This window comes from Legionella bozemanae (assembly GCF_001648595.1).
In the GTDB taxonomy this organism is placed as follows: Bacteria; Pseudomonadota; Gammaproteobacteria; order Legionellales; family Legionellaceae; genus Legionella; species Legionella bozemanae.
Window position 1 is genome coordinate 88,563 of sequence record NZ_LBAW01000016.1, and the last position, 18,784, is coordinate 107,346.

Genomic DNA, 18,784 nt, shown 5'->3' on the forward strand with positions numbered 1-18,784 from the left:
GTATACGCAGTCATATGATGAGTCGTATACGCAATTCTCCTTTCCAATAGGTTTGGAAAGAGGTTTATTGATGTGATTAGGATGTAGATTAACTATTTAATTCTATAATTGGAGCAGGAGGCAACAATGTCGCATGGCCAGATACCACAATCACTCCAAAATTTTTTGGATTTGACCAATACAAGACCAGCTGTTTTTATACCCGAGGAAGTACGTGATCTCGCTGAAAAGACAGCAGAGGCTTTTGCTCTACCTAAGTTATTTGTACCCCTAATCAGCAACCCAGTGCTTCAACTTGCTGATCATGACATAGCGACACGAATTTATCATCCTGACCCACAAAAAAAATTACCCTTAATTATTTATTTTCATGGTGGTGGGCATTTATCAGGAAGCATAGAAACTCATGATGCACTTTGTCGGCGAATTGCTATTTCCAGTAACGCAGTAGTTCTTTCTGTGGGATATCGTTTAGCTCCAGAGTTTCCATACCCAGCAGGATTACTTGATTGTATGGCAGTTTTTGAACAAAAAGTTGAGTTAGTCAAAGACTTTCAGGTGAATATAAATCATGTTTTTTTAGCAGGTGATAGTGCTGGAGGAAATTTGGCACTTTCTGTTTGTCATCAAATGAAAGAACTTGGTGATCATACAATTAAAGGATTAGTATTAATTTATCCATCCGTTGATTTTTCGATGAACTATGAATCATATCAACGTAATGGAGAAGGATTTTTACTCACCCGAGAGAAAGTTAAATGGTATTTTGACAATTATTTCAAAAATGGTGGCGATCGAATTCAAGCATCACCAATGTATTTTAAACATTTGGAATTATTACCGCCCTGCTATATTGCAGCTGCTGAATACGATCCTTTATTTGATGAAGCAATCGCTTTTGCAAAAAAAATAAAAACTTTAGGAGTTCCCGTTAAATTAGAAGAATTTAAGGGAATGATTCATGTTTTTGCCCAACTTGAAATATTTGTCCCTGAGCAGGTCTCTCGATTAATTGGATCTATAGAACATTTTATCAAAGCACACTCTAAGTAGCTTGCGAAACCCGGGTTACGGCTTCGCCTGCACCCAGGCTACAAGGTATCAAACCCCTCATACTCCTGCCAACTGAGCTCTTCATAAGTACACTCTTCTACAATAGCAAGCTGCGGTCCTTCCTGCAGCCATGCATAAAATAATTTCAAATTGTCAACTGTCCCACACGCAAGTACTTCTACGCGTCCATCATCCAGATTTTGCGCCCACCCTGTGATACCCAGTTTCTTCGCTTCTCTTTGTGCTGAGGCGCGATACCATACTCCTTGAACTTTTCCCGAGATATAACATCTCATACATGCTTGATTCATCATAAAATTTCTTATTGGTTTTTGGATAAATAAAGTTTATCTTATTTTATAGGGTCTGTTTAGATTTTGCTAGCTTGAACTAAAATGGTCTGATTTTCGAGCACCGAAGCGCAGCATCACGAAGTATGTGAGCATCGGAACGCAAAAAATCAGGCCGTTTTGGCCAAGATAGTAGAAATCTAAACAGACCCTAATAAAGGAGATAAAAATGGCGATATGGTTTAAAGAAATTACTTTAGAAGATCTCAATCAATTTGGAAAAAATACTATGTCTGAATTTCTTGGCATCAAGTTTATTGAAATTGGTGATGATTTTTTAAAAGCAACCATGCCTGTAACTGCGCGTACCAAACAACCTATAGGTATTCTTCATGGCGGTGCCAATGTCGCATTATCCGAAACAGTAGCCAGTACTGCAGCAAACGCCGTTATTGATCTGAATCAATTTTTTTGCGTCGGCTTGGAAATTAATGCCAATCATATTCATTCAGTTAAAGAAGGTGAAGTTACAGCAATCGCTTCTCCTCTTCATCTGGGACGTTCTACTCAAGTTTGGCAAGTTAAGATTTTTAATGAAAAAGGAAGACTAACCTGTATTTCAAGAATGACTGCTTCGGTAATAAACCATCCCAAAGAGTAAAACGGTCTATGTATCTTTTTCCCTCTGACATTATGATACAATAAAGTGCATTTGATTTATTCTCCGCTGTTATGAAACCCAATCAAACACTTAAAAATCGGGGCGCCCTTAGCAATCCAGATGGCCGATTTGAGCCACAGACCCGCGAACATTTTGCTGATGGCTGGGACATCGAAGAAGATATTCTTCCCCCTTTAGAAACCTTTTTACTACCTGAGTATTCTAAATCAGTAATTAGCCATAATGATTCTCCTGATCTTGGCTTTGAACAGTCAATTAATCCCTATCGAGGTTGTGAGCATGGGTGCATTTATTGCTATGCCAGACCCAGCCATTCCTATGTCAATCTGTCACCGGGAATCGATTTTGAAACTAAAATCTTCTATAAAGTGGATGCAGCCAAACTTTTAGAAAAAGAAATTAATAAATCGAGTTATGCGTGTAAACCTATTGTTTTAGGGGCAAATACTGATCCTTATCAACCCGCAGAAACAAAACTTGCCATTACTCGTAGCCTTTTAAAGGTTTTAGCCTATCACCGTCACCCAATCATTATTATCACTAAAAATGCGCTTATAGAACGAGATTTAGATATTTTATCCGATATGGCAAAACACAATTTGATCAAAGTTGCGATAAGTATTACTTCTCTTTCAACAGATCTGAAACGGATTATGGAGCCTAGAACGACAGCGCCTTCTGGCAGGCTAAGAGTAATAAAACATTTAACTGAAAACAAAATACCTACTCGCGTTATGGTTGCACCGATTATTCCCATGATCAATGACATTGAAATGGAAAAAATATTGCAAGCTGCTGCACACGCAGGTGCCAGACATGCCAGTTATGTATTAATCAGACTACCTCATGAAGTCAAAGAATTATTTAAAGAATGGCTGAGCGAACACTTCCCCCAAAGGGCCGAACATGTGATGAGTCTTATTCGCCAAATGCGTGGCGGGAAAGAATACGATGCACGATTTGGTGTCCGTATGCACGGCGAAGGAGAATATGCCAATCTATTAAAGACTCGATTTCTTCTTGCTTGTAAACGATTTCGGCTCAATGTTGAACCTGAGCCTCATTTGGAAATAAATAAGTTTTGTAAAAAAGAAGATTTATTATCCAAACAATTAAGCCTCTGGGAGGATGAATGGTAGAGTGATTCCAAACATTCATTGGAAAGAATACCTTTCTGATTTTTTTTACTACCACTTGGATCTTAAATAAATATATTTGATTAAAATTAATGCAAAATAAGAAATAAATTCTATAATTAATCTGAGTGAAAAAAAGTAAAACCAAGGAGGATGTAATGAATACAAGTTCAAGCATTTCAAAAATGCTACGTACAGGTATCATAGTCAGCTCATTATTCTTCGCAGTAGGTTATACGTCTATCGCCAGCGCAGCTCAAGGATGCGGCCATGGATATCATAGGAATATGTATGGTGGGTGTGTATTAAATGCTCCAGGACCCAATTCATCACCAGCTCCATACCATCCAGGCTGCTGGCGAAATGCTTGGGGCCAATTACGTTGTTATAGATAATTACTTCCTTGGCCTTGCCTTTCTTAAAAGGTAAGGCCATATTTTTAACTCAATTTTACTTAAGAAACTTATTTGTTCTAAGTTTTACTTAACAGTTATCTTATTTCTTTTTATGAGAATGAGGTTCTAATTTAGACTTTTCTTGAGGATGTTTTATTTTATCAGGATGAGTAGAATGCTGTTGATCGTGACGGCGCGCATCTTGTGACTCATTCTTAAATTTATTATGTTTTGACATGTGCACTCTCCTTTATTATGTTTTGACATGTGCACTCTCCTTTTGATTAAAATTTCCATAGAATTTAAACTTAGTAGGACTTACTTAAAAAAGCAAATCACTCTCTTTTCGCAATCGTACTCACCAGGTCTGGTGCCAATTCGCTAGATTGAACCAAAATAGGAGACATGGAAACAAACCCTGATTTTTGAGTGGCACTTAATTCGTAAATTCAGTGGTTGTAATTTAAAAAGTGCGTTAAAGTAATTTTAAAAATTGAAATCATTTTAAAATGGATTTTTTATGACACCAGAAGTAAATGAAGCCTTAAGGAAAATAAGGCAGCAAAAACCCTTTATCTTAGCTATCACCAATTATTTTCCTATGGGTTATGTGGGAAGTGGAATACGTAGCATTGGCGGTTTCCCATTAATGTGTGGCGCAGAAGAGGAAGTCGAAGAATTACTAGGAATTTCTAAAGCAGTAATAATCAATCTCGGCAAATTAGATAATACTTTTGTTACACTGATTAATCTCCTCTGTGATATAGCAAATAAAAAGAACATTCCCGTTATTTTAGATCCTGTAGGAGCGGGCGCAAGCCAATACCGAACAGATGTTGCAACCAACTTAATAAAAAAACATCAAATATCCATTATCCGCGGCTATCCTAATGAAATTGCGAGTTTGCTGACTGGGGAGCTGGTAATTCAGGATAATAACCATCTTATGGAAGATAAAATAATAATAGAAAACGCTCAGTCATTATCAAAAAAATATAAACTCACTGTAGTTGTTAGTGGAAAAAGACATTTAGTTGTCAATTCAAATCAAATAGAGCAATTTAATTTCGATTCGGCCATGGTACAAAAAGTCGCGGGGATAGGTAATTTACTTTCAGCAATGATTAGCGTTTTTCATTCTGTGATTAAAGATCAATTTTTGGCCGCTAAAAATGCAGTGCATTTTTATGCTGAATGCGTTGGGCCAACTTCAAGTGGTGCTTCAGGCCCAGCTTCATTGATTATAGGGGTAATCGATCAAATTTATATTAATGCAAAAAAAGCACAACTATTTGCATAAAATTAAGATATATAGCATTGTAGGGTTTCTGGATAAACACCGTTCGCTAACCCGGGTTACGGCTTCGCCCGCACCTAAGGCCACAATCAAATTATTTGGTAAATGCCATAAAAGCAAATATTCCTTTATCTACAAGAACTTGAAAGTTATTCCAAGCTTGCTGACAAGCAATCTGGGCAAATGTATCAATTTTTTCAGGATAATCGTCAGTACGTGGATGCTCCATCCGTGCAATAATCTCATCATCAGCTATCTCGGAGTCGCTTTCCAGCATACGTGATTTTAAAGCATCCAGCCATTCATCACGTGTTTGATGCTGCTTAAGCACACCGTCGACCATTAATAAAAAACCATTAGGAGTTAATTTTTGTTTGCATAGAGCAATAAAATTGTTTTTCTCGTGCAAAGATAAATGGTGAACCGCATAGCTGGTATAAATCACATCGACGGGTGCAGATACACGAGGAAGTGCGGCAATCATATGATCCGCAATGAACTCTTTTTCACAATCCAGCGATGCAAGCGTGTTTTCCGCCATTTTTAAAACATCTGGCGCGGCATCAATACCAATATATTTTTTTATTGATGTTCCAGTAAGTACAGAAACAACAGTACTGCTATCCCCGCAACCAACATCTGCAAAAGAAAAAAGACGGTCTCCCATATGAGTTACGAGAAATTGTTGCAACGCCTGCAACATTTCACGATGATATAATGTATTATTTTTAATAGCACTTTGATACCGTTGCCAATTTTTATTAAAGTACTCACTCGCGGCAGTCATGGTTTATACCTTATAGTATTTAGTTATATAAAAAGGAGGATGATAGCAACTCCCATCATTCAGGTACACTAAACCAGTATAGATAAAATAAAATGCAGATTGCACAAAACAATGCTAAATGATAAAATTTGTTCCATTTGGCAAATATATGGGCCACATATGAACTATTTTTACACATTATTACTTGCTTTATTTTTTTCAACGAGCAGCCTCGCTGGCGTTGCATCTGAGGCGAGTTTGCGCGATAAAATTGGCCAAATGCTTCTTGTTGGTTTTGATGGGAAAAAAATTAATGAACAATCTGCAATAGTAAAAGCGCTTAAAGAAAATAATATTGGTGGCGTTATCTTATTTGACTACAATTATCGCACAAAAACATTTGACAAAAATATTGAAAGTCCAGAACAGGTAAAGAAACTTAATCATGACCTGCGCTATTTTGCTGAATTAGGTAATTTGAAACATCATCGACTGCAATTACCTCTATTAATTTCAGTAGATTATGAAGGAGGACAAGTAAATCGTTTAGGAGAGCAATATGGATTTCCTCCAGCATTATCTGCTGCCGAAGTTGGCAAAAGAGAAACTAAAGAAGCTGAGTCTACCGCCGCTTCTATGGCTCAAACTTTAAAAAAGGCAGAATTTAATTTAGATTTTGCTCCGGAATTGGATGTAAACGTCAACCCAGACAATCCTGTAATTGGAAAAAAAGATCGAAGCTTTTCCAATGATCCCAAGCAAGTAATACGTTATGCAAGAATTTATACACATCATTTCTTAAATCAAAAAATTCAATGTGCTTATAAACACTTTCCAGGACATGGGAGTTCTACCAAAGACTCACATTTGGGTTTTGTAGATGTTACCGATACTTGGCAATCTTATGAATTAAATCCTTTTGAGCAATTACTAAACTCTTCTGCAGCATGTGGTATGGTCATGACAGCACATATTGTGAATCGTCAATTAGATCCATCTGGATTACCAGCAACGCTATCTCACAAAATATTAACGGATCTTCTGCGTCATCAACTGCGTTTCAAAGGCGTGATCATCACTGATGATATGCAAATGAAGGCAATTAGCGACAATTATGGACTTGAACAAGCTTTAGTACTGGCGATTAATGCCGGCGCAGACATGCTGATGTTTGGTAATAACTTATCTGTTCCAGCACAAGATCCAGTGCAAGTCATCGATATAATTGAAGCCAAAGTCCAATCTGGGGAAATCAGCCAAGAACGAATAAATGAAGCATATCAGCATATAGTAGCTTTAAAAAAATCATTAAATTAGGGGTAACAGGACCTAATAATTTGATTTAATCGCGGATTACGCCAAATACGGCCGTTCCCTGATCGTTCCCTGATAGGGACTGTGCACCGAAGTTGGGGCTGAGCACTGACACATATAGCCTGGATGCAGCGAAGTGAAACTGGACTTTATTAAGCCTTGTCGTTTTGATTCCCTGCTGCCAGGTTAGAATTTTTAATCTACACGTCTAAATTGAATCGCTACATCAACATCTACACCTGGAGAAACATTTAACCTTCCTTTTGCACTGCCTGAATTTTTTGTGAAAATACCGTTTAAGTTACCAAATTCTGTTTTAATAGTAACCGCTCCATTAGCACAAACTCCCATCAGTTTTGTGGTATGATGATCAGGGCACAAAATACTTCCTGAACGTTTGTCTGCGCTGACCTCGATATTAAAATTCCCGGCACTATCCAGAGTGCTAACTGTTCCCGATCCATTATAGACACACTCAATTAACCAATTAGAAGCCTTACCTGATCCGATCCAATTTCCAGGAACATCGTCACAACTATTTGCACTAGAATAAAATGTAAAATCTGCATGCGATATAGTTGCAAAAGACAGTGCAGCAACAGTAAATCCAATGAGTAATTTTTGTTTCATTTTTCATCCTTAAAGAAATAAAGCCTAATACAAAACACCATCTGTTGTGACGGCGCAATGCGGGATTTATTATTACGTTATAAAACTACAAGTGCAATTGAAAGAAACCAGAATGAGAAAATAAATTCCAAACCCTTTATTTTGCAAGAGCAAATTGCCCATTTAGCCAATGGTAGCAATTATGAGAAAGGATTGAAATTTTTCATTGGTAGCAGAAGTTGTTCCATTTTTTTCAGGTGGTAAATTTAATTATGTATGGTGTAAGTATTTGAAAATTCTTTGAATTATTTTATCTTTATATGTTGAACTTAGTTTGCTGTTTCACAAAGTTCTATTTAACTACAACATAAAAAGGAGTTTCAATGAAAAAATTATGGCAATTTCTACTACTCAATTTTGTGAGTATACTGCTTAGCTCTTTCGTCTTTGCCCATGGGGTAATTGAGAGCCCCGCTTCAAGACAACAGTTTTGCGGCGTTGAAAGTAAGCCTGATGAAATATACAAAGATAAAATGACTCATGAAGAATGCCGTCCGATGATGACTAAAAGTGATGGTAGCCTGGATAACAGCATTTATAACTTTATGGCCGTACTCACCCATACAACTGGGCGGTCAACTAAACCTATTTCCGAACTACCTGCTAATGTATGTGGTTTTAATTCGGAGTCTTGGCAAGGTGGAAAAACACCATGGGATCGCGCACTGAATTGGCCAACGGTTCCCATGAGTAGCGGACAGCAGGAATTTGTGTGGAATATTTCCTGGGGTAACCATTTTGGTGATACTGAAGAATTTGTTTATTGGATAACCAAACCGGATTTCAGATTTGATCCGAATAAAGAACTTAGCTGGGATGATTTTGAAACAACACCATTTTGCCATTTAAGTTACAATGATCAAAACCCTAACGCAAATCCCAATGTGATTCCCGATAAGGTGAATAATAAATTTGTTACCCTGTGTAACGTCCCAGCCAGAGAGAGTAGAGCCGTAATCTATGGAGAGTGGGGTCGTAATAAATGGACTTATGAACGTTTCCATTCGTGTATCGATGTAAGCTTTAATGATAATCCCCCGCCGCCGGTGGACATCAAAGCGGTGATTCAAAAGCTCCCTACACAAATCTCCGGCGCGGAAGAACTAGAGCTTGATGGCAGTCAATCAATTGGTTCTGATTTAAGTTATACATGGTCAATTGATGCCGATGATTTATCCCCTTATACATTAACTAATAGCAACAGTGCAAAAGCCCATTTATCTCTTGCTAATCTAAGAGCTCAGCAACCTGTAACCATCAATCTTACAGTAACAAAAAATGACTTACGCTCGCAAACGAGTCTAATGTTTATCCACTCGCCTGCGATAACCTCCTCCTGGCAGCTAGTAGGCAACGCTATCGTATCTGAAACATTAAAATCAGGAGATAAGATCCAGCTAAGGTTAATCGATAACAACGGAAAAGATTATTTCTTACCTTCCGAACCTCTTGTATTAGATAGTGAGTCCGCCAAACCGGAAAACATTGCTTATACGTTGGCGCAAGTCATAAATATGGGCAACAACTTCTCCGTTAAGATTGGTATATTAGATACCAATGGAAAGGTGGAACCTGGGCGCAACCTGAATAATAAAATTTATGCTCCAGTTACAAGTATTATTAAGAATGCCTATATTTATGTCGTACCTAGTAATAATCCCGTAGAAACGTGCACTATAGAGCGCCAAAGTGGCTCCAGTGCATATTGGATGGGATACAATATCTACGTCGATAAAGCCCCCTTTATTTTAGACTTTAGTTCAATTAACATTGATTTAACCCAAATTAATGTCTCTCCAGGGGTGTTTAGCGAGGTGAGTGCTATAAATAACCATCAGTTATTAGTCAAAATCAAACCATTTTGGGTGACTAAAACAGTCCCAGGTTATATGGGTTTTACCCCCAAGAGTGGAAGTTACCCTCCATTCGATAACCCACTTCCTGCAAGTTGCCAATCTGATACCAATTAAGCGCAATCTAATAATTTATGACACACAACATTGTGTGTCATAAAGCCTCTTTGTTCTGTTGCAAAATGATAAATGCTTTTTTAGGGGAGAATCCCATTCAATCTATGCATTAGAAGTTTGTGCACGAGGTGACGAGCATTCATAGACATACAGATACATAGGTTTGATCAATTTGTGGATTACCGGAATCATCTTATGATGAGACAATGTCGCTACTGATTGGCAATGATTAAAAAATCGTTCTGCACATTGCTTTGTATCTCTAAAATCAACATAAGAAATTTTATCAATTTTTCCTTTAGATAAAGCATCTAAAAAAGCTTCTCCCCAATATTGATATTGATTAATATCACCGCAAGGAATTGCATAGACAGGTTCACTGGGCATAAAGAAATTCAATGCAGCGGCATTAGCAAAATAACCTGTAACAACTGGCTGTCCTTTTTTTATAATTTCTGGCGTATTAATCGCTTTTTTTAGTACCGTATAAGCCCTGCCCTTTTTTAGATAGGTTGCGATTGGCCATGAATTAGCGAGAATCACAACGATACTAAAAGACAAAAAAAATGGATAAACGATCATAAAAAAGCGTTGATATTGGTATCGTGCAACATTAAATCCGGTGATTAAGGCAAGATTCATCCCAAGCGGGGTTAAGTAAACCGATCGGGCATCACCACCTAATAAAGTTGCAATAATCCAGAATAATAGCCCTATAAGCAATACCGCATAAGTCAGTTCCAAAACCGGGTTATCGGATAAATTCTTAGTTTGCCGATACTTGAACCACCCAAATGCAGCGACTAATAGAAAAACTGAATAATTAATAAATAATGAACCGAACAGTGCTAAGAGACTATGGGCTGCCGTAGTATTATTTTGAGTTTGACTGTGAAAATTTAATAAGTAAGTAATGGATATCCAATCGTGATTAACATTCCAATAAATAACAGGAGCAACCATGAGAATAATGACTAGGCTGGCAAGATAAAAATGTATACTTTTAAATAATTGTCTCTGTTTTGAAAAGACAACATACAGCAACAGCCCCATCACACTAATTACAGCTGTATATTTAGATAAAAGCATGGCGCCAATAAATAAAGCACAAAGATATAAATCAAGAATTCGCTTGGATGAAATATAACGGGCAAAATAATAAAAGGACAAAATAGTAAATAAATTCAATGGCGCATCATATAAAACACGAACAAAAATACTTTCTGTAGTAGTAGGCAAAGCAACCCACATCAGCGCACTAATTAATCCTGTTCGTTGATCATGCAAGAGGCAACCTATCCTGTATATATAATAGGCACCTGCAATTAAACACAAAAAACCAATAATATTAATTGAAAAAAATGTCTCACCAAAAATCGTGCGCGAAATATTGAAAAAATAAGCAATCATGGGCGGCCCATCAAAATAGGACCAAGCCAAGTGTTTTCCCCAAGCGTAATAATAAAAACTAGTGATGGTAGGAACAATAAAAAAAGTTGCAAGAAATAAAAAGCCAATATAAATAATGAGGAAAGGTTTTGTTGCTTTTTGATTCCACATAAATCACCAAGTTCCTTTTGCTATTTTAAACAATAAAAATCTCATTTAGATCTAGAGCATTATGAATATCAAGGTTTAATGTAATAACTTATTGGCCTGGATAATATCACAATAAACATTTAATACACACTGAAAGAAACCGTTATTTAACACTTTTTTTGTCTTTGTTTTGGGAGGTTACTGCAGCAGGATTGGGTAAAATCTCTATAACATGCGCCAGCCATTTTTTATTATCTGCTCTAATAATGGTATTAGTGCGTCCATAAATAAAATCGTTTAAATTGCAATGGATTAACGACTTCAATTTGCTGCCACACTTGATCTTAAAATAATTTCGGTCTTGAGTAAGTATTTGTATATGATGTTTGACCAGCAGTTTGCCAAAAGGAGTACTCGTATGCAGCACTTCTTCTATAACGCGCTTTGGGAGTTCATTAAAATTTATAGTGATAAAGGCAAGCTCAACCGCCAGCGCTTCATTTTTGGTTTGTGCAACATTCGGTTTATTTCGCGTTTTGTTGCTATCAACAAACATTATGATGGAACGTCTATAAGTATTGCTCGCTTGATCCTTATTTGCATATATTGTTTTTATAATAGCGTTACGCCCGTAATATTTTTCGATACTTTTTGTCATTAAAGATTGAGTTAATAACTCATTGTAAGGCTCAGGCAATTGAGTAGAGCTTACCTTAGCACCTATTTTATCGATTTCAGCCAATTTATTTATCTCTAGCTGAATTTCTTTAGACTCAGGAGCGCCCTTCACTGAAATGGCGATGAAGAGAATTATTATTATAAATGGAAAGAAAAGAAGTTTTTTAATCATCTTTATTAATAGTCTCATTTATTCTCACTTTAATATCGTGCTAGTCCTGATTTAAAAACGCATCGTTGATGATTTAATCAGTTAATTTATTCATTCTCAAACCATCTCCGTCGGGAAAAAAAGATAAAGTTGGATTCTGGTAAACAATTTCTGTATAAGAAAAACCTGAAACTTCTTGTTGATTGTAGTTCCCTGATATCTCGCAATACCCTTCCCAATAACCATGTTTTTCCTGCTCAGGAAAAGCTGCAACATTAGTAAATGACAGACCGATACTGGGTATATTAATCCGGTATGTAGTGGGATAAAGGATTGATAATTCGGAATCAAGCCAATAATCCTCTCGAATCACCTCCATCTCCTGATAAGAAATAAATCGTTTTTCTCCAGAAGGAAGAATGACATTGGCTAAACCACCGATTACATGGTTGCCATTAAAATTGAAAATAAGGAAAATATTAGCGACCATTCCATTATTTAGGCGTACGCCAAACCATTCCCAACCATTCGCATCCAGATTAAAATCTCCCCACTGGTGATCCATCCAAGAATCACCGGGGTTTTGGGTAATTTGATAAGTCTTGTTATTCAGTTTAAGAGTACCTGTTGTTTTAAAATGAGGTATAGAATAATAATAGGAGTTGGTGTCATCAGCCATGGGCATCAGTCCATTCTCATTGATCAAAAAAAACGGAGCATTGGGTTCCAAAATTAAATTGAATTTTAAAACCGTATTATTTTGCCGACCCTCTGCTTTCAACAAATAGACCTCTTTCCCCTGCTGAACCTTCTTTTGTAAGCTATAATCATTTTTTAAAGTAATATTTAATGTATCCGTAGCAAATTTACCTTCATTAAGGAAATAGTCTTTAGCAACCCCATAGCCTATTTTGTTGTCCAAATCTGCAAGCTGCATATGCAGCATGGGTTGTGTATAAACACGCCCTTTTACATTAATCGCCGAGTTAAACAAAGCCACATCAAAACTTAAATGCCTGCCCTCATCAGTCACCAACTTGCCATTGAAATACCACCATTCAATGAGGCGATCAAATGAATAAGGTATATTTTGATAATGGGCTGCTTCATCTCTAGGAAAGTCGAGGGGAAAATAAGGTAAATTGGCATGAGCCATTGAAGCAGAAGCAAAAAATCCAATTAACATCCATTTTATACCACGCATTATTATTCCTTTTTAAATTTCAGGTCGCTTTTTTTAGGTGCGACGATATTATAGGAAGTTAGTGTGGATTAGCAACCGTGAATATTCTGTTTTGGAGATTAACGGTATTTTTTTAGGGGAAGATTATAGTTAAAGCGATTCCGCAGCCAAGGCTGCGGAATTCGAGCTTACATTTGATAGCAGCGAACTGATTCGTTACGTTCTTCGTCTGACTCTTCATCTGACTCTTCGTAATTTTTTTGATTTTTTGATTCACTTACTTTTTCATTCTCTTGCTCTACTGACTCTTCTTGTTTTTCTTCAGTTTGAGCCTCTTGACTAACATCTTCTTTCAGCTCGTTTTCATCTTCTAAAGCGTTCAGGAGTGATGCAATTTGAAGAATAGGCAACATCTCTGCGGGTAACATATGCATATGGCCCTGTGGACAAACAAAAAGAACCATACGTTGGACTCTAGGAGCAAAACCAAATAATGTATTGGGATTTCTTGGGGGTTGTGGGCTTTGTTGTTCTTGTGCGGTTTGTTGCTCTGCAGTTTCTTCTTCACTGTGTTGAGAAGATTCTTCTTCGCTATATTGAGAACCATCTTCCAGGCTTTCTTCTACGCTTTCCTGAGAACTTTCCAAGTTTTTTTCTTCTTCAGTTTTTCTTTCAACTTTAGGTGAGCCTGGCGGTGTTTGAGGCATAATCATTGCTCCTTAAAAATTAAAATTAATTAAAAATCCGATAATAAAGTACCTCTCGAAAAGAGTTCGTTTTGTTACGACTATGTCTTTTCAGGGAGCAAGTTTACAGTTAATTTACAAATTTTGGTAGTGCAAATGTACAATTTAATTTATTTTTTTCATCATTTTTTAAAATGATCCATTTCTAATCTAAAAACCATGTAATGCACTGATTTTGATTTTCTGTGCCCCAATGCTCGCATACTTCATGTATGCTGCGCTTCAGTACTCGAAAAATCAGACCATTTTGACTTAATCTAGCGAAATGCAAACAAACCTAATCGAAGCATAAATTTATTTTAATTCATATGAATATGGGATATATATTTAAAATTGCGCAATTCAAACAGAATAATGAGAGCCCTTCATGAACGCATACAAGCAATTAGAACAGCATTTTAAAAAATATTATGATTTTGAAAATTTGGCAGCAATTGTTTCCTGGGATGAGGCATCGATGATGCCCGTTGGTGGAGGCAAAGCTCGGGCAGAAGCTTTGGCTACGTTAAGTGCTGTTCAACATGATTGGTTAACCAATAGAAAAGTAGGCGACTTGCTAAACCAAGCAAAAGATATTGAAGGTTTATCATTATGGCAGCGAAAAAATTTATACTGGATGGAAAAAGAATATTTGCAGGCAAGCTGTATTCCCGTAAATTTAGTTGAAGAATTTACTAATGAATCCTTAATTTGTGGTCAGGCATGGCGAGAATTACGCGCAAAAAATGATTGGAAATCGTTTAAGCCTTACCTGGAAAAATTATTCGAAAAAGTAAAAACAATTGCGGAGATTAAATCACAAACATTTGGCAAGTCCCCTCTGGATGTTTTAATTGATGAGTATTCTCCAGATTTAGATTGTAAGACGATTACTCCAATTTTCAATTCTTTAAAAGATGAATTACCAAGACTGATCCCCAGGATTATTGAAAAGCAAAAAACACGACAAACAAAAACAATTACAGGAACGTTTCCAATAGAAAAGCAAAAACAATTGGGAATGGAAATAATGTCGCGTCTTGGTTTTGATTTTAATCATGGCCGATTGGATGTGAGCCATCACCCCTTCTGTGGCGGTATTTCAAGTGACGTGCGTATTACAACACGCTACAACGAACATGAATTTTTATCTTCCTTAATGGCAATTACCCATGAAACAGGTCATGCCCTATATGAACAAGGCTTATCAAAAGAATGGAGTACACAACCAGTGGGTCATTCCTTAGGAATGGCAGTTCATGAGAGTCAGTCCTTATTTATTGAAATGCAGATTTGCAGAAGTCTGGAATACCTCCATTTTCTGGTCCCTATTGCCCAAAAATATTTCAAAGGTGTAGAAAATATAACTGAAGAAAATATTTTTTATCATTTCACCAAAGTACAGCCCGGATTAATTCGTGTTGATGCCGACGAAGTAACCTATCCCTTACATGTGATACTTCGTTACGAAATAGAGCAGAAACTTTTTGCTTCCGAGATTAATATTGCTGACTTACCCGAAATTTGGGATTTATCCATGCAAAAATATTTAGGATTATCAACAAAAGGTAATGATAAAAATGGGGTGATGCAAGATGTACATTGGCCCTCAGGAATTTTTGGATACTTTCCTGCCTATACCTTCGGAGCATTAATTGCTGCTCAGTTATTCTCGGCAGTAAAAAAATCAATTCCTGGTATTAAAGAGCAGTTAAAACATGGTGATTTCAAACCTTTGTTACTTTGGCTAAGGGAAAATATTCATCAAAAAGGAAGGCTATTAACCTATCCTGAGTTATTACATCTGGCAACTGGTGAAACATTAAATCCCGACTACTATTTTGCACATGTAAAAAAGCGATATTTATAAATCCAAGGTTGGATCACAAACATGAATAAACGTAAGATACAAAATAGTGCCGTTATTGCAGCTGCTGTAGGCGCTGCACTCGTTTCTTTACATACAAATACCGATTGGCTGTCTGAAAAGGGCCAGACTGGAGAATTTGAACGATGTTATCACATAGTTCGCGCAGGTAAAAATGACTGTGCAACATCGAAACACTCTTGTGCCGCCCAAGCAACAACGGACAGCGATCCAGAAGAATACATTATGTTACCTAAAGGACTGTGTGAACGCATCGCAGGAGGAATAAGTGCTTAATTATACCCAATTGCCGCCTCGTATCAAAAATGAAATAAAGATACAGCAGTATCAAAGCGAATTGCTAGTAGGAGGAGTACAATTAGGGGTAATCATTTTGTTTATGGTCATAAACTGTTTCACTCCGGTGGGTTATACACCGAATGCACCAGTACATTCCACCACTCTGGGCCTCTCATTATTTACTATTCTCATATTAACGCGATTATGGTTTGCTTATACGAATCAATTAACACCTCTAGTACTCGGATTATTTGTAATCACAGAAATGTTCTTGTTGCTGTTTATTATCTGGACTTACTACTTACAATATGAAACTTCCCCGACGATTAATTTAAAAAATACACACATTAATTATGCTTACATTTTAATCACACTGCGCGCATTGCGCTTCGAACCAGAATGGGTATTACTCTCAGGTTTTAGTGCAGTAATAGGCTGGAGCCTTATCATTTGGCAAACTTTATCCAGCGCCGGCATGAATGTTATCACTTGGGATTATGTAACCTATGCCTCAACACGCAGTGTCTATTTAGGTGCTGTATTTGATGTACTTTTGTCTATTTTATTAGTCACTATTGTTTTGGCGTTAGTACTCCAGCGTGCCCAAAAGACGCTTTGCCAAGCAGTAGAACAAACCAGCGCAGCCAAAGATCTGGCGCGTTTTTTTGATATAGGTGTTGCTCAAAAAATTACACGCTCTGAGTCCGTGCTCCAAGCAGGATATGGTGAAACACGACAAGCAGCTATTTTGTTTACGGACATGCGCGGCTTTACTAAAGCATCAAAAACACTTTCGCCAAGCAATTTAATCAGATTACTGGGAGATTATCAGCGCTTACTCGTTCCTATTATTCAAAAACATAATGGGACCATAGATAAGTTTATGGGCGATGGCATCATGGCAAGTTTTGGTGCGGTAACTCCTTCAGATACTTATGCAGCGGATGCTTTAAGAACAGTAGATGAAATTCTTTCTATACTGCCCGTATGGAATGAAACACGTAAAAAAAATGGAGAGATTGTTATCGATGTCGGCATAGGACTTGCGTGTGGCGAAATTGTTTTTGGAGTGATAGGTAACGCAGACCGACTTGAATATACAGTGATTGGAGAAACTGCAAACCTGGCTGCTAAATTGGAGAAGCACAATAAAAAAGAGCATTCAAAAGCATTAACTGCTGTCTCCACTCTAACAGAAGCACTGAAACAAAATTATAAAAATGAAACACCAAAAATCGAACGTAAATCCAGACTGGTAGTGGGAGTAGAGAGCCCTATGGACTTACTAGTTTTAGGTGAGTAATGAACTCTCTTACTTAAATGAATTAATAATAGTATATTCCCGCTGAGATGAGTTATTTATAACTTTGGCTCCCCCGTTTTTCACGGGAGAGAACACAATTTTCTTAACTCAGATGATTTCCGGAACTCTTCACCAGTTTTATAAATTGCTGCAGCTCGCAGGTAGCCCCGCCACATGCCGGAACTGAAACAGGATTTCCATTGTACGTGATGTTTACCAGATAATAATTTGCATCACGTTCATAAAGTGAGAAATTGAGATTTGAAGCATAAGGTGGTGCGATTTCCAAAGGAGCGCCCAAAAAGCTCAGCGCACTAGCTATAGTAGTATCATGTGCTGATAGCAAAACATATTTAAGCTTGGATTTTTTCTGGCTGCCGCTATTGAGATAATTAGCAATATTGGTCATGAGCTTGGTGCTGTAAGCCGTTGCTACTGGATGTGGTCTTTCCTGCGCCATAAAAGCCCAATTACTGGCACTAATAATTGTTTCCACATCTTGGGTACTCAATCCAACTGGCATCGGTGCGTTATGTAGTTGATGAATGTATAAAGTATCACCAAGTAATTCAAGATCAACCAAGTTCTTAATTTGCACACCTGTCAAAGCACTCCACAGAGGATACTTATCCTTGAGTGCATTATTTTTTTCTTGCCATTCTTTGGTTGAATACACATACTGTTCCATCAATTTTGCCCGTTCTGCAGAGCTTACTTGTTGAATGATCACCTCATCATATTTAGACGGTGCGCTAAAAATAGGGATGGGTTGAAAAGCATGGGGTAAAGCAGGAAGAGACGGCTCTGAAGTATTTGGCCCCGTTCCAGGAGGATATAATCCCATTAATAATGACTCGGCACTCATAAGCGTACGCTCATAATCCGTAGAACGGACATACATTGTTCCTTGTTCGTAATGTTCAGCCAATAAATGTGCCTGCTCAATGTATTTTTTACGGAACTCCATGCCCATTTTATATTCTTGCTGCATCCCCTCAGCAGTTAACTGGCCAGGCCCCTCCTGCCATTGATAATTTACAGCTGAAAGAGGAACAATAGGTGTTCTGTCCCCATGCCGAATGATATCAACAGCAAAAATAAGGGTATCGTCTGCAAACAAAAGCGACGGCACACTCAATAAAAGTGCAAAGCTTAAGCGAAATTTGTAGCCCATTTATTATACTCCTTGCTAAGAATGTATTAACTATGATGTCTTTGTAAATGCCCATCAAAAGTCGGCTCTGCACTATGATGAGTATGAATGCAAAAATCAAGATACCAGACTCGATTTATAAATTTTTGATAATTTGTCCATAGCACCACGTCCTGAGACTTGTTCGCAGGATCCAGAACATCGAGAATAAGGACTGATTAACTAGATCGATTATGGATTCCGCGAACAAGTCCTGTACGATCCCCACAAAATTCAAAGAAAGACTGTAGTGGGGGTCTGTGTTGTGGCATTT

General features: G+C 37.4%; 19 protein-coding genes. 10 read left to right on the plus strand and 9 right to left on the minus strand.

Annotated features, from left to right (window positions below; translation table 11 throughout):
- Positions 1-126: 126 nt before the first annotated feature.
- A complete protein-coding gene (locus tag A8O27_RS12500) occupies positions 127-1,053 on the plus strand; it encodes an alpha/beta hydrolase (protein ID WP_058459081.1) in 927 nt (308 codons plus the stop codon).
- Positions 1,054-1,091: 38 nt separating this feature from the next.
- Here A8O27_RS12500 and A8O27_RS12505 read toward each other — a convergent pair whose 3' ends face one another.
- Positions 1,092-1,367 carry an acylphosphatase gene (locus A8O27_RS12505; RefSeq protein ID WP_058459080.1) on the minus strand — a complete coding sequence of 92 codons (276 nt, stop codon included), beginning with the start codon at positions 1,365-1,367 and terminating at the stop codon, positions 1,092-1,094.
- A gap of 205 nt (positions 1,368-1,572) precedes the next feature.
- Here A8O27_RS12505 and A8O27_RS12510 point away from each other — a divergent pair, with 205 nt between their 5' ends.
- The 3 genes from A8O27_RS12510 (at position 1,573) to A8O27_RS18495 (ending at position 3,556) form a co-directional block, all read left to right on the plus strand.
- Positions 1,573-2,004: a hotdog fold thioesterase gene (locus A8O27_RS12510; protein ID WP_058459079.1), complete on the plus strand. Its 432-nt coding sequence runs from the start codon at positions 1,573-1,575 to the stop codon at positions 2,002-2,004.
- Positions 2,005-2,075: 71 nt separating this feature from the next.
- Positions 2,076-3,164 (plus strand): PA0069 family radical SAM protein, encoded by a 1,089-nt coding sequence (locus A8O27_RS12515; protein WP_058459078.1) that lies wholly within the window; start codon positions 2,076-2,078, stop codon positions 3,162-3,164.
- A 155-nt stretch (positions 3,165-3,319) separates the two neighbouring features.
- The gene (locus A8O27_RS18495) at positions 3,320-3,556 is read left to right on the plus strand and encodes a GCG_CRPN prefix-to-repeats domain-containing protein (protein WP_082642428.1); all 237 of its coding nucleotides are present in this window, start codon (positions 3,320-3,322) and stop codon (positions 3,554-3,556) included.
- Between the two features lie 100 nt (positions 3,557-3,656).
- Here the strand turns inward: A8O27_RS18495 and A8O27_RS19050 are convergent, their stop codons facing one another.
- Positions 3,657-3,794, minus strand: coding sequence for a hypothetical protein (locus A8O27_RS19050; RefSeq protein ID WP_165482424.1), 138 nt, complete (start codon positions 3,792-3,794; stop codon positions 3,657-3,659).
- Positions 3,795-4,076: 282 nt separating this feature from the next.
- On the opposite strand from A8O27_RS19050, the gene thiM reads away from it, so the two are divergent.
- Entirely contained in the window at positions 4,077-4,856 is a 780-nt protein-coding gene (gene thiM, locus A8O27_RS12525; protein ID WP_058459076.1) for a hydroxyethylthiazole kinase, read from the plus strand.
- A 91-nt stretch (positions 4,857-4,947) separates the two neighbouring features.
- Here the strand turns inward: thiM and A8O27_RS12530 are convergent, their stop codons facing one another.
- Complete coding sequence (locus A8O27_RS12530) at positions 4,948-5,640, minus strand: class I SAM-dependent methyltransferase (RefSeq protein WP_058459075.1); 693 nt, start codon at positions 5,638-5,640, stop codon at positions 4,948-4,950.
- 159 nt (positions 5,641-5,799) lie between these two features.
- Between A8O27_RS12530 and A8O27_RS12535 the strand changes: the two genes are divergently transcribed.
- Positions 5,800-6,936 (plus strand): glycoside hydrolase family 3 protein, encoded by a 1,137-nt coding sequence (locus A8O27_RS12535; protein ID WP_058459074.1) that lies wholly within the window; start codon positions 5,800-5,802, stop codon positions 6,934-6,936.
- Between the two features lie 192 nt (positions 6,937-7,128).
- Here the strand turns inward: A8O27_RS12535 and A8O27_RS12540 are convergent, their stop codons facing one another.
- Positions 7,129-7,563, minus strand: a complete 435-nt coding sequence (locus A8O27_RS12540; RefSeq protein WP_058459073.1) for a hypothetical protein — start codon at positions 7,561-7,563, stop codon at positions 7,129-7,131.
- Positions 7,564-7,925: 362 nt separating this feature from the next.
- Here A8O27_RS12540 and A8O27_RS12550 point away from each other — a divergent pair, with 362 nt between their 5' ends.
- Positions 7,926-9,572: a lytic polysaccharide monooxygenase gene (locus tag A8O27_RS12550; RefSeq protein WP_058459071.1), complete on the plus strand. Its 1,647-nt coding sequence runs from the start codon at positions 7,926-7,928 to the stop codon at positions 9,570-9,572.
- A 102-nt stretch (positions 9,573-9,674) separates the two neighbouring features.
- Here the strand turns inward: A8O27_RS12550 and A8O27_RS12555 are convergent, their stop codons facing one another.
- From A8O27_RS12555 to A8O27_RS12570, 4 genes are all read right to left on the minus strand, one after another.
- The gene (locus A8O27_RS12555; protein WP_058459070.1) at positions 9,675-11,132 is read right to left on the minus strand and encodes an ArnT family glycosyltransferase; all 1,458 of its coding nucleotides are present in this window, start codon (positions 11,130-11,132) and stop codon (positions 9,675-9,677) included.
- A 142-nt stretch (positions 11,133-11,274) separates the two neighbouring features.
- The gene (locus A8O27_RS12560) at positions 11,275-11,979 is read right to left on the minus strand and encodes a hypothetical protein (protein WP_058459069.1); all 705 of its coding nucleotides are present in this window, start codon (positions 11,977-11,979) and stop codon (positions 11,275-11,277) included.
- Between the two features lie 55 nt (positions 11,980-12,034).
- Positions 12,035-13,144, minus strand: a complete 1,110-nt coding sequence (locus tag A8O27_RS12565; protein WP_058459068.1) for a lipocalin-like domain-containing protein — start codon at positions 13,142-13,144, stop codon at positions 12,035-12,037.
- A 167-nt stretch (positions 13,145-13,311) separates the two neighbouring features.
- Positions 13,312-13,830: a hypothetical protein gene (locus tag A8O27_RS12570; RefSeq protein WP_058459067.1), complete on the minus strand. Its 519-nt coding sequence runs from the start codon at positions 13,828-13,830 to the stop codon at positions 13,312-13,314.
- 406 nt (positions 13,831-14,236) lie between these two features.
- Between A8O27_RS12570 and A8O27_RS12575 the strand changes: the two genes are divergently transcribed.
- Genes A8O27_RS12575 through A8O27_RS12585 form a run of 3 tightly spaced genes read left to right on the plus strand, consistent with a single transcriptional unit; the run spans position 14,237 to position 17,318 of the window.
- On the plus strand, positions 14,237-15,718 hold the full coding sequence (locus tag A8O27_RS12575; protein ID WP_058459066.1) for a carboxypeptidase M32: 1,482 nt from the start codon (positions 14,237-14,239) through the stop codon (positions 15,716-15,718).
- Between the two features lie 21 nt (positions 15,719-15,739).
- The gene (locus A8O27_RS12580) at positions 15,740-16,012 is read left to right on the plus strand and encodes a BufA1 family periplasmic bufferin-type metallophore (protein WP_058459065.1); all 273 of its coding nucleotides are present in this window, start codon (positions 15,740-15,742) and stop codon (positions 16,010-16,012) included.
- Positions 16,005-17,318: an adenylate/guanylate cyclase domain-containing protein gene (locus A8O27_RS12585; RefSeq protein ID WP_058459064.1), complete on the plus strand. Its 1,314-nt coding sequence runs from the start codon at positions 16,005-16,007 to the stop codon at positions 17,316-17,318. Before A8O27_RS12580 ends, A8O27_RS12585 begins: the two co-directional genes overlap by 8 nt.
- A gap of 103 nt (positions 17,319-17,421) precedes the next feature.
- Here the strand turns inward: A8O27_RS12585 and A8O27_RS12590 are convergent, their stop codons facing one another.
- Positions 17,422-18,492 carry a histidine phosphatase family protein gene (locus A8O27_RS12590; protein ID WP_058459063.1) on the minus strand — a complete coding sequence of 357 codons (1,071 nt, stop codon included), beginning with the start codon at positions 18,490-18,492 and terminating at the stop codon, positions 17,422-17,424.
- Between the last annotated feature and the right edge of the window lie 292 nt (positions 18,493-18,784).

Bases quoted from the DNA above. Each gene is read 5' to 3' on its own strand.
- A8O27_RS12570 (WP_058459067.1), bottom strand. From the start codon at position 13,830: ATGCCTCAAACACCGCCAGGCTCACCTAAAGTTGAAAGAAAAACTGAA.
- thiM (WP_058459076.1), top strand. From the start codon at position 4,077: ATGACACCAGAAGTAAATGAAGCCTTAAGGAAAATAAGGCAGCAAAAA.
- A8O27_RS12535 (WP_058459074.1), top strand. From the start codon at position 5,800: ATGAACTATTTTTACACATTATTACTTGCTTTATTTTTTTCAACGAGC.
- A8O27_RS12575 (WP_058459066.1), top strand. From the start codon at position 14,237: ATGAACGCATACAAGCAATTAGAACAGCATTTTAAAAAATATTATGAT.
- A8O27_RS18495 (WP_082642428.1), top strand. From the start codon at position 3,320: ATGAATACAAGTTCAAGCATTTCAAAAATGCTACGTACAGGTATCATA.
- A8O27_RS12565 (WP_058459068.1), bottom strand. From the start codon at position 13,144: ATGCGTGGTATAAAATGGATGTTAATTGGATTTTTTGCTTCTGCTTCA.
- A8O27_RS12560 (WP_058459069.1), bottom strand. From the start codon at position 11,979: ATGAGACTATTAATAAAGATGATTAAAAAACTTCTTTTCTTTCCATTT.
- A8O27_RS12510 (WP_058459079.1), top strand. From the start codon at position 1,573: ATGGCGATATGGTTTAAAGAAATTACTTTAGAAGATCTCAATCAATTT.
- A8O27_RS12580 (WP_058459065.1), top strand. From the start codon at position 15,740: ATGAATAAACGTAAGATACAAAATAGTGCCGTTATTGCAGCTGCTGTA.
- A8O27_RS12590 (WP_058459063.1), bottom strand. From the start codon at position 18,492: ATGGGCTACAAATTTCGCTTAAGCTTTGCACTTTTATTGAGTGTGCCG.
- A8O27_RS12505 (WP_058459080.1), bottom strand. From the start codon at position 1,367: ATGATGAATCAAGCATGTATGAGATGTTATATCTCGGGAAAAGTTCAA.
- A8O27_RS12515 (WP_058459078.1), top strand. From the start codon at position 2,076: ATGAAACCCAATCAAACACTTAAAAATCGGGGCGCCCTTAGCAATCCA.
- A8O27_RS19050 (WP_165482424.1), bottom strand. From the start codon at position 3,794: ATGTCAAAACATAATAAATTTAAGAATGAGTCACAAGATGCGCGCCGT.
- A8O27_RS12555 (WP_058459070.1), bottom strand. From the start codon at position 11,132: ATGTGGAATCAAAAAGCAACAAAACCTTTCCTCATTATTTATATTGGC.
- A8O27_RS12500 (WP_058459081.1), top strand. From the start codon at position 127: ATGTCGCATGGCCAGATACCACAATCACTCCAAAATTTTTTGGATTTG.
- A8O27_RS12530 (WP_058459075.1), bottom strand. From the start codon at position 5,640: ATGACTGCCGCGAGTGAGTACTTTAATAAAAATTGGCAACGGTATCAA.
- A8O27_RS12540 (WP_058459073.1), bottom strand. From the start codon at position 7,563: ATGAAACAAAAATTACTCATTGGATTTACTGTTGCTGCACTGTCTTTT.
- A8O27_RS12550 (WP_058459071.1), top strand. From the start codon at position 7,926: ATGAAAAAATTATGGCAATTTCTACTACTCAATTTTGTGAGTATACTG.